The organism is Sphingobium sp. RAC03 (assembly GCF_001713415.1).
GTDB lineage: Bacteria > Pseudomonadota > Alphaproteobacteria > Sphingomonadales > Sphingomonadaceae > Sphingobium.
In genome coordinates this window covers 2,311,939-2,327,661 of sequence record NZ_CP016456.1, presented here as the reverse complement: position 1 = coordinate 2,327,661, position 15,723 = coordinate 2,311,939, and the positions used below count along the sequence as shown (strand labels likewise).

Genomic DNA, 15,723 nt, shown 5'->3' with positions numbered 1-15,723 from the left:
GACTGGTCTACCAGATTGTGCGAATCAGACCTTGGTCTTGTCTTCCGTGGTCACGCTCGCATCCTGTTCGGACACGCGCTGCCCCTCGATACGGCTGGCAGGCTTGGTCGGCGTGGCGTCATCATCGTCGGCCATGCCCTTCTTGAAGCTCTTGATACCCTTGGCGACGTCACCCATCAGGCCGGAAATCCGACCGCCACCGAACAGCAGCATGACGACCAGGAGTACAATGACCCAGTGCATCAGCGAAAAGGAACCCATTTTCAATACTCCAGCAAGCAGACCTATCTAGGCCACATCATCGTCAGTTTCCAGAACGGATTGGCCGCCCAGACCCTCCAGCGCCAAATCCACCGGATCGAGCAGCCCGGCCGCGCGCAGATCGTCCACGCCCGGCAGGTCACGGCGGCTGCTAAGCCCGAAATGTGACAGGAAGTCTACGGTCGTCGCATAGATGAGCGGACGGCCCGGCACTTCGCGCCGCCCGGCGGGCCGCACCCAGCCCGCTTCCATGAGCACGTCGAGCGTCCCCTTGGCCACCTGTACGCCCCGGATCGCCTCGATCTCGGCGCGGCTGACCGGCTCATGGTAAGCGATGATCGCCAGCGTCTCCATCGCCGCACGCGACAATTTGCGCGGCTCATCCTTTTCACGGCGCAGGATATGCGCCAGGTCCGGCGCGGTCTGGAAATGCCAGCGCCCGCCGCGCTCGACCAGATTGACGCCGCGCCCGGCATAGTCATCCGCTAATCCCGCCAGCGCCGCCGTCAGGTCGCCCTCGCCGACATGCAGCTTGAGGTCGGCAGGCGTCATCGGCGCTTCCGCCACGAATAGGGCCGCCTCCACCGCACGCCGGAAATCGTCGGGTTCTTCATTCATGCCCCTGCCCCCGGTGTCGCCGCGCGCAGATAGAGCGGCTGGAAAATCCCGTCCTGCTGCAATTCCACCCGCCCCTGCCGCGCCAGTTCCAGCGCCGCGACGAAACTGCTCGCCAGCGCCGACTTCGCCTTGGGACCGTCCATATCTTCGGGCAAAAACGACTCCAGCCGCGTCCAGTCAATCGCCGTGCCGACCAGCCCGCCGACGCGCTGGATCGCTTCGTCCAGCGTCATCACGGGTCTCCGCGCGATGGTGTGAACGACCGGCCGCGTACGCGCGCGAATCTGGCCATAGGTCTGAATAAGGTCATAGAGGCTGGCGCGCCATTGCGTCTTGCGCACCAGCCGCAGCCCTTCGGGCTTGCGCCGCACGAACACGTCGCGGCCGATCCGATCCCGCGCCATCAGCCGCGCGGCGGCATCGCGCATCGCGTTCAGGCGCTGCAACCGCAATTGCAGGCGCAGCGCCATTTCTTCGGGGCTGGGGTCGGGCTGTTCCTGCCGGGGCAGCAGCAGCGACGATTTCAGATAGGCGAGCCACGCCGCCATCACCAGATAATCGGCCGCCAGTTCCAGCTTCAATTGCCGCGCGCCATCGATGAAGGCGAGATATTGCTCGGTCAGTTCCAGGATCGAAATTTCGCGCAAGTCGACCTTCTGCCCCCGCGCCAGCGTCAGCAACAGGTCGAGCGGCCCTTCCCAATGGTCGAAGCTGACGGTCAATATGTCCGGGCCGGGGATGACCGGCGACGCGAACATATCCTCGCTCACTCCACCGTCACCGACTTGGCGAGGTTACGCGGCTGATCGACATCCGTGCCCTTGGCCACCGCGACATGATAGGCCAGCAACTGCACCGGCACCGCATAGACGAGCGGCGCGATCAGCGGATGCACTTTGGGCATCTCGATCGTCGCCATGCAGCCTTCACCGGCCAGCGCAATACCTTCCGCATCGGAAATCAGCACCACCTTGCCGCCGCGCGCCTGCACTTCCTGCATGTTGCTGACGGTCTTTTCGAACAAAGGCCCACTCGGCGCGATGACGATCACTGGCACCAATTCGTCGATCAGCGCGATCGGCCCATGTTTCATCTCGCCAGCCGCATAGCCCTCGGCATGGATATAGCTGATTTCCTTGAGCTTGAGCGCCCCTTCCAGCGCCATCGGATAATCCGGGCCACGACCCAGATACAGCACGTCGCGCGCCGGCGCGATCAGATGCGCCATCGCCTCGATCTGGCCGTCGCGGCTCAGCGCCTCGTTGAGCGCAGCGGGTGCCTCGGACAGGTGCCAGACGATCTCGGCCTCCTCCTCAGGGCTCAACTTTCCCTTGGCCCGCGCCAGATTGGCCGCCAGCGCCGCCAGCACCGCCAACTGGCAGGTAAAGGCCTTGGTAGAGGCGACACCGATCTCCGGCCCGGCATGGGTGGGCAGCAACAGATCGGCCTCACGCGCCATCGAACTGGTGGGGACATTGACCACCACCGCGATGATCTGCCCCTCCGCCCTCGCATGGCGCAGCGCCGCCAGCGTGTCCGCCGTCTCGCCCGACTGGCTGATGAACAGCGCCAGCCCGCCCGGCTCCAGCACCGGGTCGCGATAGCGGAACTCGCTCGCCACATCGATATCGACGGCGACGCGGGCGAATTTCTCGAACCAATATTTGGCCACCAGACCTGCATAGTAGCTGGTGCCGCAGGCGACGATGGTGATGCGCTTCACCGACCCTAAGTCGAAATCCATGTCGGGCATGGCGACCTCATTCTCCATCCGGCGAAGATAAGCGCGCAGCGTCTGGGCGACGACGACGGGCTGCTCGAAAATCTCCTTCTGCATGAAGTGGCGATGATTGCCCTTGTCGATCATCGCCCCCGACACGCCGGACAGCGTCACCGGCCGTTCGACCGGCTGATTATCCTTGTCGAAAATCTCCGCACCTTGAGCCGTGATGACGACCCTGTCGCCCTCTTCCAGATAGGCGATCTTCTGCGTCAACGGCGCCAGCGCCAGCGCATCGGACCCCAAATAGGTCTCGCCATCGCCATAGCCCACGACCAGCGGCGACCCCAGCCGCGCGCCGATCAGCATGTCGGGATGGCTGCGGAACAATATGGCCAGCGCGAACGCGCCATGCAGGCGCGGCAAGACCTGCGCGACGGCATCGCGCGGCGACACGCCCTGCTCCACCAGTTCGCTCACCAGATGCGCGACCACCTCGGTATCGGTCTGGCTGTCGAAAATCCGCCCACGCGCCATCAACTCGGCGCGCAGCGGCTTGAAATTCTCGATAATGCCATTGTGGACCAGCGCCACTTCGCGCGTCGCATGCGGGTGCGCGTTACTGGTCGTCGGCGCGCCGTGCGTCGCCCAGCGGGTATGAGCGATGCCGGTGGTGCCGGGCAGCGGTTCGTCGCGCAATTCGGTCACCAGATTGGCGAGTTTCCCCTCGGCCCGCCGCCGCTCGATCGCGCCGTCATGGACGGTAGCAACACCCGCGCTGTCATAGCCGCGATATTCCAGCCGCTTCAATCCATCGACCAGCCGCTCCGCCACGTCGTCCCTGCCGATGATACCGATAATGCCGCACATGTGCCGGAGAGCCTTTCAGAGGATATAGGGAACGCGAATGCCCGGCATCTCTGCCGGAAAATCCTTAATATTGCGGGTCACCAATACGCGGCCACGCAATTGGGCGGTGGCCAGGATGATGGCGTCCATCGCTTTGAGCCGACCGCGTTCGCGGCGCAAGGCCGCCGCGCGTCGGCCGACTTCCGCATCGATCTCATCGACCCCGAAACCGGACAACAAAGTTTCGGCCCGCCACAGCCCGTCGCCGACGCCCTTCGACATCACTTCGATCCAGACCGCCCGGCTGATCCATGCCCGCGCGCCAAAATCGGTCGCGCGATCAATCTCCGCGCGCGCCGGTGGGAAGCCCGCCAGCGCATCGATGATGATGTTGGTATCGAAACTAAATCCGCTCACCGCGACGTCGGCTTTTGAGAGCCCGGATAGTTACCCGCCACCATATCGAGATAGATTTGGCGCTGGCGATCATCCTCCGCGTCGAACAGGTCGGGGAACTCCGCCTTGGTGTCTTCATAGTCGTCGTCCCAGGGCCGGGTCGTCGATGCGCGCTCCCGCCGCTGCCACGCGACCGCGTCGCCTATATCAACGCTATCTTTCCACGCGCCAAAGCCGATATCGAGCCATTTCTTGCTGGTCACGGATTCCGCTTCCACGCGGTAATCCCGCACCGCCTCCCGCAACACCGCCGCGCGCGACTTACCCTGCTCGCGGGCCAGCTGGTCGAGCCATTTGACGTCTTCGTCGGGAATGTCAGCCAGGAAACGCATGATGATAGATTGATATCATATCATGATATCATGTCAACAGGGCTCTCACTGTGGCCGGACAGTGATCAGCCAGATGTCCGGCGGTGCCAGCAGGCGAATCGGCAATCCGCTGGTGCCGACCCCGCCCGCCACGATCATCGTCCGCGCGCCGTAGCGATACAGGCCGCAGGCATAGCGCGTGCCATATTTCGATGGCACATAGACGATCCCCGCAAAGGGCAACGCCACCTGCCCGCAATGGGTGTGCCCCACCAGCGTCAGCGACGGCGCATCGGGCAAAGCCGGAAACACATCCGGCCCGTGCGACAGGATCAGCGGCGCACCGCCCACCCGCGCCATCGCCGCCAGCGTCGCGGGCAAGTCGATCCTGCGCGTATAGACATCCTGCAACCCGCCGATCGCCAGCGGCCCCCGCCGCACCGCGCCATCCTGCAACAAAGTGATGCCCATGCGCGCAAAGGCCGCCTGCCAGTCCGCACCGCTCAGCGCGCGGCGGTTCTTCTTACTGCGGCTGTCATGATTGCCCAGCACCGCGACGACACCCAGAGGCGCGCGCAGCCCCGCAAAGGGCGCGATGCTCGCCCGCGCATCATAGGTCGCGCCACCTTTGGCATCGCCGATATAATCGCCGCCCAGCAGGATGAGGTCAGGCTTGAGCGCATTGATCTGCGCCACGATCCGCGCCATCCGCGCCGGGCTATTGTCCGGCCCCGACAAATGCGTGTCGGTCAGCAAGGCGACCGTGACCGGGCTACGCGGCGCATCGGCGGGAAAGGGCAACACTACCTCCGCACGCCGCACCACCGGCATGGTGCGCGCATTGAGGATGAGCCAGAGAGCGAGCCAGCCCGCAAGCAGAACCAGCGCAAGCAGCGTCCAAAGAATTTTACGGCGCATGCTCAAAGAACGACGTGCTCCTGCGAAAGCAGGAGCCCAGGGTCGATCGGATTGCCCTGCACACTAGGCTCCTGCTTGCGCAGGAGCACCAACATCACCTTCACTTCGCCGCCTTCTTCGCCACCATCCGCTCGCGAAAGGCCGCCGCCCAGCCGGGCTTTGCAACCTGCGCGGGCCGGACCAGGCACAGCGCATCATCGCCCACCGGCTGCGTCACCACGCTACCCGCCGCCACGATCGCGCCATCGCCGATCCTGACCGGCGCGACCAGCGCGCTGTTCGATCCGATGAACGCCCCCGCGCCGATTTCCGTGCGATATTTGAAGAAACCGTCATAATTGCAGGTGATCGTCCCCGCACCGATATTGGCCCCCGCGCCCACGCCCGCATCGCCGATATAGGACAGGTGATTGACCTTCGCCCCCTCGCCCAGCCGTGCCTTCTTGATCTCGACGAAATTGCCGACCTTGGCCTTGACCCCGATCTCCGCGCCGGGCCGTAGCCGCGCATAGGGACCAATCGTAGCGCCCCGCTCGATGCGCGCGCCTTCCAGATGGGAAAAGGCGTGGATGACGACATCGTCGGCTACCGTCACGCCCGGCCCGAACACGACGTTCGGCTCCACCACCACGTCGCGGCCCAGCACCGTATCATGGGCAAAGAACACCGTCTCCGGCGCCACCAAGGTCACGCCCTCGCGCATCGCCTCGATCCGGCGGCGCGCCTGCCACATCGCTTCCACGCCCGCCAGTTCGACCCGGCTGTTGACCCCCGCCACTTCCCAGGCTTCCGTCTCAATGACGGCGCTCTGCGCGCCCGGCAGCATGATGATGTCGGGCAGATAATATTCGCCAGCGGCATTGTCGTTGCCGATCTGGTCGAGCAGCACGAACAGGTCGGTCGATCGCACCGCCATCAGCCCGCTATTGCACAAAGTCACCGCGCGCTCGGCCTCGCTTGCATCCTTATATTCGACCATCTTGCCGATCATGCCCTGCCCGTCGGCGATGATCCGGCCATAGGCGGCGGCATCGTCGGGGCGGAAGCCCAGCACCACCGCGCGCGGATCGTCACCCCGGTTCAGCCGGTCGAGCATCGCCCGCATCGTCTCCGCGCTCACCAGCGGGACATCGCCATACAGGATCAGCACATCGCCCGCGAATCCGGCCAGCGCCTCATGCGCCTGCGCGACGGCATGGCCGGTGCCCAACTGCTTGTCCTGCACCGCGATCACAGCGCCAGTGCCCGCTACCGCCGCTTCCACCTGCTCCCGGCCTGCGCCGACCACCACCACCTGCCGCTCCGGCTCCAGCGCGGCGACGCTGGCCAGCAGGTGCAGCAGCATCGGCCGCCCGGCGACCGGGTGCAAAACCTTGTGCAGCGCGGATTTCATGCGCGTACCTTGGCCTGCGGCAAGGATGATGACGGCGAGAGGACGGGCGGCAGTCACGATGGCTTTGTCCCTGATAAGTGCATTGGATCATGCGGCTCTGCCATGTTTGGCTTGCCTTTGCCACCGCCCACGCGGCATGGCGCGGCCATGGCCCATATTCCTTTCGCTATCGTCGGCTTCGACCTTGACGGCACCTTGATCGACACCAGCGGCGATCTCGCCGCAGCGGTCAACCACGCCATCGGCACGGTCGGCCTCGCCCCCTTCCCCGTCGCGGATATTCGCCCCTTCGTCGGCCAGGGGGCCAGGGTCATGCTCGACCGCGCGCTGGCGGCGTCAGACGCGCAGGACGATGCCTTGCTCGCGCAATTGCTCCCGGTGCTACTCGACTATTATCAGGCGAATCTCAGCGCCCATTCCGTCCCCTATCCCGGCCTGCTCGACGCGATGGATGCGCTGACCGCAGCGGGCGTCACGCTCGCCATCTGCACCAACAAGGCGGAGCGTTTTGCCCTGCCGCTGATGGATCAACCTCGGCCTGTCACACCGTTTCGCCAGCATCGTCGGCGGCGATACGGTCGGCGTCGGCAAGCCCGATCCCGCACCGATCCAAGCCATGATCGAGCGGGCAGGCGGCGGCCATACCATCTTCATCGGCGACACGATCAACGACATAGCGGGCGCGCGCAATGCGGGCATCCCAAGCGTCGCGGTCAGCTTCGGCTTCCTCGACGGCCCAGTCGAAGAGTTGCAGGCCGATGCCATCATCCACCATTTCGACGAATTGCTGCCCCTGCTCCAAGGCTGGCCGCAATGACCCTGCGGCTGGAGCGCGACGCCCCGGTCGCCCGGCTGCTGATCGACCGCCCGGCCCGGCGCAACGCCATGACGCAGGCGATGTGGGAAACACTGCCTGTCTTGGTAGGCGAAGCCATGGCAGACGACGCCATCCGCGTCCTGATCCTCGCCTCCGCCACCCCCGGCCTGTTCTGCGCCGGGGCGGATATCGATGAATTTGCGACTTGCTCCGGCGACCCCGACTGGCGCGTCGCGAACCAGGCAGCGATCCGTAATACCCAATATGCACTCGTCCATGCCGACAAGCCGGTCATCGCCGCGATCGACGGCGATTGCGTCGGCGGCGGCTGCGGCCTCGCCATCGCCTGCGACCTGCGCATCGCCGCCCCCGCCGCGCGGCTGGGCATCACGCCGGCCAAGCTCGGCATCGTCTATTCGCTGTTCGACACCAAATTGCTGGTCGATCTTGTCGGTCCGGCCCGCGCCAAGCGCATCCTCTTCACCGGCGCGCTGCACGATGCGGACACCGCGCTCGCCATTGGCCTCATAGACCAGATCGCCGCCGATCCGCTGGCGGAAGCGGACGCCCTTGCCCGCACCATCGCCGCCAACGCCCAGCATAGCGTCCGATCGTCCAAGGCGATCATCCGCCGCATCCTGGATGGCCAAGCCGATGATGACGAACGGACGCTCGCGCTCTTCCGCGACGCCTTCACCCTGCCCGATTTCGCCGAAGGGGTTGCCGCCTTCCGCGCCAAACGCAAACCCGATTTCGGCGGCTAAGGCCTTAAGGCTGCGCAGCCTCGAAATAGGATGCGACCCAATCGCGTAGCCCCGCATCGGACGCGACCGCCGCACCCAAATCCGGCTGCCCCGGCCAGCCCGCATCGCGCACCGTCAGCCCGCCGCCGCTGCGCTCGCCCTCATAGCGGGGCAGGACGTGGAAATGGACATAAGGGTCGACCATCATCAGCATCAGATAGTTGATCTTCTGATAGCCGACCGCCGCCTGCAACGCCGCTTCGATCGCCCCGGTCACGGCCTTGAGTTCGGCATGCGCTTCGGCCGGCAAATCCCCGAACGCGGTCGCGTCGCTCTTCGCCGCCAGCACCAGCGACCCCAGCGTCGGCTGCGCCGGGCGTAGCAGCACCACCCAATGTTCATAGTCAGCGATCAGGCTGGCAGGCCAGCCGAACTTCTTTATCGTCTCGTTCATGCCGCCGCCTCATCCATCCAACTGACGATCGGCCGTCCCGACCGCTTCACGCCATAGGCCTGCGCCAGCCGCACCGCATGGACGACGAGCGAGATCACCGTCCACCAGGCAAGCGCCACCAGCCCGATGTCCGGCCGCCCCAACAGCAGCGCCACGAACAAGATCACCATATTCGGATTGCGCCGCGCCGTCACCAGCCGAAACTGGCTGTCGAACGGCCGCCAGACATGAATGTCCATGCCGAAATCCTTGAGGAACGCCCCCTCGATCAACCGCTGCAGCACATAGCCGACGACCACCGCCGCCATCACCAGGATGAACGCCTGCCCCGTCAGCGACAGGCCCCAGGCGGCCAACCCCGTTCCCCAAAAGTACCACCAGAAGGGCGGGTGAACCAGATCGACGCCATGGTCGATCACATTGCCCCATTTGGACGAGGTGATGGTGCAGCGCGCCAGCTTCCCGTCCACCGTATCCAGCACCATGAAGATGAAACCGCACAGGAAGCCGGTCCAGTACATCCCTTCTGAAAACAGGAAGGTCGCGATCAGGCACAGCGTCACCCCGATCACCGACACCATATTGGGCGTCATCTTGAGCTGCGCCGCGATCCGCGTCAGTATCAGCGCCAATTCGGGCCACAGATATTTGGTCAGCACGTCCGTCACGCCCTTATAGGCGCCGAAATAGCTGTGCCGCTCGATCGCGCGCCGGGTCGCGGGGGTCAATTCGCGCACCATCGGCTGCTCCAGCTTGCGCAACTGCCGGTTATAGAGTTTGCGCCCGTCCGACAGGTCGATCACGGTCGCCTGCATCGGATCATGTCCCTGCGGCACCTGCCCCACGACCGGCACGCCACCCCAGGCAAAAACCGTCCCCGGCGTTTCCAGCACCAACCGCAGCAACAGCGGATCGAACGCATAGGTCAGGTTGAAGACCAGTTCATGCCCTGGTGCCAGCGCGCTGCCATTCTTCGCCGCGCTCTCCGCCATCCGGCGGTTCCGTTCGGCATTGGTCATGCCCCAGATCGGCGTGGCATTCTGCCCCAGCATGCGAATGGGGCCAAGGGCAGTGGTCATCGTCTCAGTCATGCAGGCGCTTTCGCGAAGGTCATTATGATGTCGGCCTGCCGCCGCGACGCGGGAATCGGCGACAGGTCGATGGATTGCTCCATGGCCGCTTCCTGCGCAGCAACGAAGCCGGGTTGCAAGTCGTTCGCACGACCAAGCGCGAACGAAAGCGCGTCCGGCGTCTCGATCACCTGCCCCAGCCGCCAATGCGCAAAGGCGTCACTACTGGCATCGCGCCGGTCGAGATTGAGGAAAATGCACGGTCGCGGTTGGATCAAAAACTCATATACCTGGCTCGATACATCGCCCAGATAGACGTCGGCGCTCATCGTATAGCTCATGTCGATCGCATGGCGGCTGCCCATGTCGACGCGGATATGCGGCGCGGCGCTGACGATCGGCGCCACCGCCTGCGCCAGCTTGGTATGCGGCGCGATGATGACATTCCACCCCTTGAGCGACTCTAGCGCCGCTAGCATCGCCGGGCCATGCCGCACCCAGGAGGACAAGTCCGGGTCGAAATGCGGATTGTAGAGCAGCACAGGCCTGTCGTCGGCGAAGAATCGCTGCCGCGCCGCCTTCAATTCGAACTTGGCATAGCCGCCGACCAAGACCTTATCCGCCGCGCACAGCCCCCGTTCGATCATCCGGCGGCGGTCTTTCTCACCTGCCACCAGCGTCAGGTCGAAATCGGCATGGCGCTTCTTATAGCCCCCCTCCCGGTCGCCCGCGCCATGTTTGATCAAGACCAGCCGGGACTTGAAACCCGGCACCCGCCGTAACCAGGCAGTGGAAATCTCCGTCGTCACCAGCAGCGGAAAAGCCGCGATCGTGCGGTAATTGCCGAGCAGCGTCATGATCCGCGACGGCTGACGAAATAGCGAGTCGGCTTGGCGCGAAAAGCGCCGCAGCCGTACCGGCTGCAACAGTCCGTCGCTGTCATACCCCGCCACCAGATCCAGTATCGCATCCGATGGCGACAGCACATGCACCCGCACCCCCGGACGCCGCGCCAGTTCCAGCGCGGCGGGCAGCCAGTGATAAAGCTGCTGCGCTTCGGCAATGGCGAGAAAGGCGATGTCCATGCGCGAAAGCCACTCCAGACGGGCTGGAGGCCTAGCGGCGATATAGGGGCTTTTGCAAGGGCGCGCGTCGCATTCCCTTTTGTAGGTGCTGGACCTTTGCCCATATTTTGGTATGCGGGCCGCAACCGAACGACACTCTGAAAGAGGCTCGACGAGCGATGGCCGAATTTGCGTTGCCCAAGAACAGCAAGATCAGCGGTAAGGGTGTGACCCACCCCGCCCCCGCAGGCGCAACCAATGTGCGCAGCTTCAAAGTCTATCGCTATGATCCCGACTCCGGGCAAAACCCGCGTTACGACACGTTCGAGGTCGACCTCGACCAGTGCGGACCGATGGTTCTGGACGCGCTGATCAAGATCAAGAATGAATATGACACCACGCTGACCTTCCGCCGCTCTTGCCGCGAAGGCATTTGCGGTTCCTGTTCGATGAACATGAACGGCAAGAACGGCCTCGCTTGCACCACCGCGATCGACGAATGTTCGGGCAAGGACGTGAAGATCACGCCGCTGCCGCATATGGACGTGATCAAGGATCTGGTGCCCGATTTCACGCATTTCTACGCCCAGTACAACTCGATCCAGCCCTGGCTCAAGACCGTGTCGCCCCCGCCATCGGGCAAGGAGCGACTCCAGTCGCCCGCCGACCGCGAAAAGCTTGACGGCCTTTATGAGTGCATCCTGTGCGCCTGCTGCTCGACCAGCTGCCCCTCCTATTGGTGGAACAGCGACAAGTTCCTGGGTCCGGCGATCCTGCTTCAGGCCTATCGCTGGCTGGCCGACAGCCGCGACGAATATACCGGGGACCGCCTCGACGAGCTGGAAGATCCCTTCCGCCTCTATCGCTGCCACACCATCATGAACTGCGCCAATGTCTGCCCCAAGGGTCTGTCGCCGGCCAAGGCGATCGCCGAGACCAAGAAGATGATGGTCGAACGGCAGCTTTGATCTTGAACAGTGATGGTGTCGCCGGGGGTCAGCCACTGACGGACGGGCAATGGGCGGGCTGGATCGCATGGTCCGATCCGCACCCCGATACGTTTTTGCAGGCTATTGGCCGTGGCTATATGCGCGAACTCTCGCCCGGCCGGGCGGAAGTCGCGCTGGAAACCCGCTCCAGCCATCGCAACCGGCTCGATACGCTCCATGGCGGCTTCCTCGCCGCCTTTGCCGACCATGCCTATTTCGGTGCGCTCTGGGCGATGGGGCATACGGATCAGATCCACGGTGTGACCATCGACCTGTCGATGCAATATCTGGGTGCCGGGCGCGTCGGCCCGCTGCTGCTGGCGCAAGTCGACCTGCTGCGCGAAACCGGCCGCCTATTGTTCTTGCGCATGCTGATGACGCAGGATGGCGAACCCGTCGCCGCCTCTACCGCTACCATCCGTAAGGCCCCGCCCGCGAAATGACCGGTGTTCTTGCTCGCTACGAAGCGTTGATCGCTGCCGGAGAATTGCGCGCCGATCCCGATCAGCGGGCTGCCGCCGTGCGGCTCGACACCCTGCAACAGCAGTTGGAAGCCGCGCCCGAACGCGGCTCGACGCTGTGGCGGCTGTTGCGCAAGGCGCCCGAACCGCCGCGCGGCCTCTATATGTGGGGCGGCGTCGGGCGCGGCAAATCCATGTTGATGGACCTGTTCTTCGACACGGTAAAAATCCCGCGCAAGGCCCGCGCCCATTTCCACGAGTTCATGCTCGACGTCCACGCCCGCTTGGCCGAGGCGCGCAAGTCCGAAACCGGCGATCCCATCCCCCCGGTGGTAGAGGCGCTGGCCGAGAATGCGCGGCTGCTATGCTTCGACGAAATGGTGGTCAATAATATGGCCGACGCCGCGATCATGTCGCGGCTGTTTACCGGACTGCTCGAAAAGCGCGTGACGATCGTCACCACCTCCAACCGCGTGCCCAACGATCTCTACAAGGACGGCCTCAACCGCCAGTTGTTCCTGCCCTTCATCGACCTGATCAAGGATCGGCTCGATGTGCAGACATTGAACGGCCCGACCGACTATCGCCGCGACCGGCTGGGCGATGCGACGCTATGGCACTGCCCCAATGGCGACGAAGCCACGGCGGCGCTCAGCACTGCCTTCTTCCGCCTGACCGACTATCCGCCGTCCGACCGCGCCCATGTCCCGTCCGAAGATATCCCCGTGCAGGGCGGCCGCACCCTGCATGTGCCCAAAAGCCTCAAGGGCGTCGCGGTCTTCTCGTTCAAGCGCCTGTGCGCCGAAGCGCGCGGCGCGCCCGACTATCTGGCGATCGCGCGCAAATATCATAGCGTCATCATCGTCGGCATCCCGGTGCTGGGGCCGGAAAACCGCAACGAGGCCGCGCGCTTCGTCACGCTGATCGACTCGCTCTACGAATATAAGGTCAAATTGCTGGCCTCGGCCGATGCGGAACCCGCGCAACTCTATCCACAGGGCGATGGCGCGTTCGAATTTGAACGCACCGTCTCGCGCCTCATGGAAATGCAGTCGGACGACTATCTCGCGCTCGGCCACGGCCCCAAATAGCATCCTCCCCTGGCAGGGGGTCGTTGCGAAATGCGCATCGCTTACCAATCACCGTCATTCCCGCGAAGGCGGGAACCCATCTCCCCCCTTATCGTCTTGGCTTTCGGTTCGGAGATGGATCCCCGCCTTCGCGGGGATGACATAAAGACCTATGGGTAACTGCCTGTTGCGCAGCACGTTATAGCGCGCAGCGCCGTCATCACGGCGCAATCTTCTTGTCCAAATCCTGCGAAAAATAGACCGGATGCCTTCCGTCGGGAAGGCATCCGGCAGGGTAGCGCTGCAGGGAAGGCTCACCGGCCAGGGTAGGAGCCGGCAGCGACAGCGTGTGAATCGCCTTTAATGCAACTGCGAATGAATTGCAAAGATAAATCCGACTTCCCACCTTTGACAGGTTGAAACCCCCGGTCGAAGGGCGTAGGCGAGGCATCAATTCCAGTAGTCAAGACTTGGAGGATGACAGATATATGGCCCGTAAGAAGATCGCGCTCATCGGCGCTGGCAATATTGGTGGCACGCTGGCGCATCTCGCCGCTCTGAAGGGCCTTGGCGACATCGTCCTGTTCGACGTCGTCGAAGGCATCCCCCAGGGCAAGGCGCTCGACCTGTCGCAGTGCGGCGCGGTCGAAGGCTTCGATGCCAAGATCACCGGCTCCAACGATTATGCCGACATTGCAGGCGCGGACGTCATCATCGTCACCGCTGGCGTCGCCCGCAAGCCGGGCATGAGCCGCGACGATCTGCTCGGCATCAACCTCAAGGTCATGAAGGCCGTGGGCGAAGGCATCGCCGCCAACGCCCCCGACGCTTTCGTCATCTGCATCACCAACCCGCTCGACGCGATGGTGTGGGCACTGCGCGAATTTTCCGGCCTCCCCCCACAATAAGGTCGTCGGCATGGCGGGCGTCCTCGACAGCTCTCGCGCTTCAATCACTTCCTCGCCGAGGAATTCCAGGTGTCGGCCAAGGACGTCACCAGCTTCGTGCTGGGTGGCCATGGCGACACGATGGTCCCGGTCATCGAATATTCGACCGTGGCGGGCATCCCCGTCCCCGACCTCATCAAGCAGGGCCGTTCGACGCAGGAGCGTATCGACGCCATCGTGCAGCGCACCCGTTCGGGTGGCGGCGAAATCGTCGCCCTGCTCAAGACCGGCTCGGCCTTCTATGCGCCCCGCCACCAGCGCGATCGCCATGGCCGAAGCCTATCTTGGCGACAAAGAAGCGCCTGCTGCCCTGCGCCGCCAACCTCACCGGCCAATATGGCGTCGACAATCTCTATGTCGGCGTCCCCGTGATCATCGGCAAGGACGGCGTCGAGCAGGTCATCGAGGTCGAACTGAACGAGGAAGCCAAGGGCAACCTCCAGGTGTCGGTCGACGCGGTCAAGGAACTGCTGGACGCTTGCAAGGCGATCGATCCTTCGCTGGCCTAACGTTTAACTGTTCCCCGGCGAAGGCCGGGGTCCAGTCCCACAACTCATCTAGCCCTCAGCCACCGCCTGGGCGCGAATTTTAAGGACAGAGGCCGTCTATGAGCATTCTCGTCAACAAGAATACCAAGGTCATCACGCAAGGGATGACCGGTGCCACCGGCACTTTCCATACCGAACAGGCGCTGGCCTATGGCACGCAGATGGTGGCCGGCGTCACGCCGGGCAAAGGGGGCCAGACCCATATCGGCCTGCCCATGTTCGACACCGTGCTGGAAGCCAAGACCAAGACCGGCGCCGATGCGTCGGTGGTCTATGTGCCGCCACCATTTGCTGCGGACTCGATCCTCGAAGCGATCGACGCGGAAATCCCGCTGATCATCTGCATCACCGAAGGCATCCCCGTCCTCGACATGGTGCGCGTCAAGCGCGCGCTGTCGGGCAGCAAGTCGCGCCTCATCGGCCCCAACTGCCCCGGCGTCCTGACCCCCGACGAGTGCAAGATCGGCATCATGCCCGGTTCCATCTTCAAGGCGGGCAGCGTCGGCGTCGTCTCGCGCTCCGGCACGCTGACCTATGAAGCGGTGTTCCAGACCTCGAACGCGGGCCTCGGCCAGACCACGGCGGTCGGCATCGGCGGCGATCCGGTCAACGGCACCAACTTCATCGACGTGCTGGAATTGTTCCTGGCCGACGACGCGACCGAATCGATCATCATGATCGGTGAAATCGGCGGCGATGCGGAAGAACAGGCCGCCCAGTTCCTGATGGATGAGGCCAAACGTGGCCGCAAGAAGCCGATGGCCGGCTTCATCGCAGGCCGCACCGCCCCTCCGGGCCGTCGCATGGGCCATGCCGGCGCGATCGTGTCGGGTGGCAAGGGCGACGCGGAAAGCAAGATCGCGGCGATGGAAGCGGCCGGGATCAAGGTCGCCGCCAGCCCTTCGGAACTCGGCACGACTCTGCTCGAAGTGCTGAACGGCTAAAAAGCGACTATATATAGAGGCGGCCGGGCTGCACCCTGGCCGCTCACTTCCCGCACCGCGACTGCACGCGGCACGGATCGGACAAGATAT

Annotated in this window: 16 protein-coding genes and 2 pseudogenes; 7 read left to right on the top strand and 11 right to left on the bottom strand. The window is 64.1% G+C overall.

The window, feature by feature from the left end:
* Positions 1–24 precede the first annotated feature (24 nt).
* The 8 genes from BSY17_RS15845 to glmU all read right to left on the bottom strand — a co-directional run bounded on the left by BSY17_RS15845 (position 25) and on the right by glmU (position 6,526).
* A complete protein-coding gene (locus BSY17_RS15845) occupies positions 25–261 on the bottom strand; it encodes a twin-arginine translocase TatA/TatE family subunit (protein WP_037476635.1) in 237 nt (78 codons plus the stop codon).
* Positions 262–288: 27 nt separating this feature from the next.
* The gene (scpB, locus tag BSY17_RS15840) at positions 289–879 is read right to left on the bottom strand and encodes an SMC-Scp complex subunit ScpB (protein ID WP_069066197.1); all 591 of its coding nucleotides are present in this window, start codon (positions 877–879) and stop codon (positions 289–291) included.
* Positions 876–1,637, bottom strand: a complete 762-nt coding sequence (locus BSY17_RS15835; protein ID WP_069067021.1) for a segregation and condensation protein A — start codon at positions 1,635–1,637, stop codon at positions 876–878. Before BSY17_RS15835 ends, scpB begins: the two co-directional genes overlap by 4 nt.
* A gap of 8 nt (positions 1,638–1,645) precedes the next feature.
* Entirely contained in the window at positions 1,646–3,469 is a 1,824-nt protein-coding gene (glmS, locus tag BSY17_RS15830; protein ID WP_069066196.1) for a glutamine--fructose-6-phosphate transaminase (isomerizing), read from the bottom strand.
* Positions 3,470–3,484: 15 nt separating this feature from the next.
* A complete protein-coding gene (locus BSY17_RS15825) occupies positions 3,485–3,865 on the bottom strand; it encodes a PIN domain-containing protein (protein WP_069066195.1) in 381 nt (126 codons plus the stop codon).
* Positions 3,862–4,236 (bottom strand): ribbon-helix-helix domain-containing protein, encoded by a 375-nt coding sequence (locus BSY17_RS15820; RefSeq protein ID WP_150125803.1) that lies wholly within the window; start codon positions 4,234–4,236, stop codon positions 3,862–3,864. The genes BSY17_RS15825 and BSY17_RS15820 overlap by 4 nt, the downstream gene beginning before the upstream one ends.
* A 45-nt stretch (positions 4,237–4,281) precedes the next feature.
* Positions 4,282–5,133, bottom strand: coding sequence for a metallophosphoesterase (locus BSY17_RS15815; RefSeq protein ID WP_069066193.1), 852 nt, complete (start codon positions 5,131–5,133; stop codon positions 4,282–4,284).
* A 100-nt stretch (positions 5,134–5,233) separates the two neighbouring features.
* Entirely contained in the window at positions 5,234–6,526 is a 1,293-nt protein-coding gene (gene glmU, locus BSY17_RS15810; protein WP_069066192.1) for a bifunctional UDP-N-acetylglucosamine diphosphorylase/glucosamine-1-phosphate N-acetyltransferase GlmU, read from the bottom strand.
* A gap of 147 nt (positions 6,527–6,673) precedes the next feature.
* Here glmU and gph point away from each other — a divergent pair.
* Together gph and BSY17_RS15800 are read left to right on the top strand one after the other, a co-directional pair.
* A pseudogene (gph, locus tag BSY17_RS15805) lies at positions 6,674–7,343 on the top strand (phosphoglycolate phosphatase).
* Positions 7,340–8,107 (top strand): enoyl-CoA hydratase/isomerase family protein, encoded by a 768-nt coding sequence (locus tag BSY17_RS15800; protein ID WP_069066191.1) that lies wholly within the window; start codon positions 7,340–7,342, stop codon positions 8,105–8,107. Before gph ends, BSY17_RS15800 begins: the two are co-directional and overlap by 4 nt.
* Positions 8,108–8,111: 4 nt before the next feature.
* On the opposite strand, the gene BSY17_RS15795 is transcribed toward BSY17_RS15800, so the two are convergent.
* The 3 genes from BSY17_RS15795 to BSY17_RS15785 are packed head-to-tail and all read right to left on the bottom strand — an operon-like array spanning position 8,112 to position 10,695.
* Positions 8,112–8,540 (bottom strand): HIT family protein, encoded by a 429-nt coding sequence (locus BSY17_RS15795; RefSeq protein ID WP_069066190.1) that lies wholly within the window; start codon positions 8,538–8,540, stop codon positions 8,112–8,114.
* Positions 8,537–9,631 (bottom strand): CDP-alcohol phosphatidyltransferase family protein, encoded by a 1,095-nt coding sequence (locus BSY17_RS15790; protein ID WP_069066189.1) that lies wholly within the window; start codon positions 9,629–9,631, stop codon positions 8,537–8,539. Before BSY17_RS15790 ends, BSY17_RS15795 begins: the two co-directional genes overlap by 4 nt.
* On the bottom strand, positions 9,628–10,695 hold the full coding sequence (locus BSY17_RS15785; RefSeq protein ID WP_069066188.1) for a glycosyl transferase: 1,068 nt from the start codon (positions 10,693–10,695) through the stop codon (positions 9,628–9,630). The genes BSY17_RS15790 and BSY17_RS15785 overlap by 4 nt, the downstream gene beginning before the upstream one ends.
* Positions 10,696–10,853: 158 nt before the next feature.
* On the opposite strand from BSY17_RS15785, the gene BSY17_RS15780 reads away from it, so the two are divergent.
* The 5 genes and pseudogenes from BSY17_RS15780 to sucD all read left to right on the top strand — a co-directional run bounded on the left by BSY17_RS15780 (position 10,854) and on the right by sucD (position 15,633).
* Positions 10,854–11,642 (top strand): succinate dehydrogenase iron-sulfur subunit, encoded by a 789-nt coding sequence (locus tag BSY17_RS15780; protein ID WP_037480303.1) that lies wholly within the window; start codon positions 10,854–10,856, stop codon positions 11,640–11,642.
* 2 nt (positions 11,643–11,644) lie between these two features.
* Positions 11,645–12,106 carry a PaaI family thioesterase gene (locus tag BSY17_RS15775; RefSeq protein ID WP_069066187.1) on the top strand — a complete coding sequence of 154 codons (462 nt, stop codon included), beginning with the start codon at positions 11,645–11,647 and terminating at the stop codon, positions 12,104–12,106.
* Positions 12,103–13,215: a cell division protein ZapE gene (gene zapE, locus BSY17_RS15770; RefSeq protein ID WP_069066186.1), complete on the top strand. Its 1,113-nt coding sequence runs from the start codon at positions 12,103–12,105 to the stop codon at positions 13,213–13,215. The genes BSY17_RS15775 and zapE overlap by 4 nt, the downstream gene beginning before the upstream one ends.
* 467 nt (positions 13,216–13,682) lie before the next feature.
* Positions 13,683–14,650, top strand: a pseudogene (gene mdh, locus BSY17_RS22015) (malate dehydrogenase).
* A 98-nt stretch (positions 14,651–14,748) separates the two neighbouring features.
* Positions 14,749–15,633 carry a succinate--CoA ligase subunit alpha gene (sucD, locus tag BSY17_RS15760; protein WP_069066185.1) on the top strand — a complete coding sequence of 295 codons (885 nt, stop codon included), beginning with the start codon at positions 14,749–14,751 and terminating at the stop codon, positions 15,631–15,633.
* Positions 15,634–15,723: the final 90 nt, after the last annotated feature.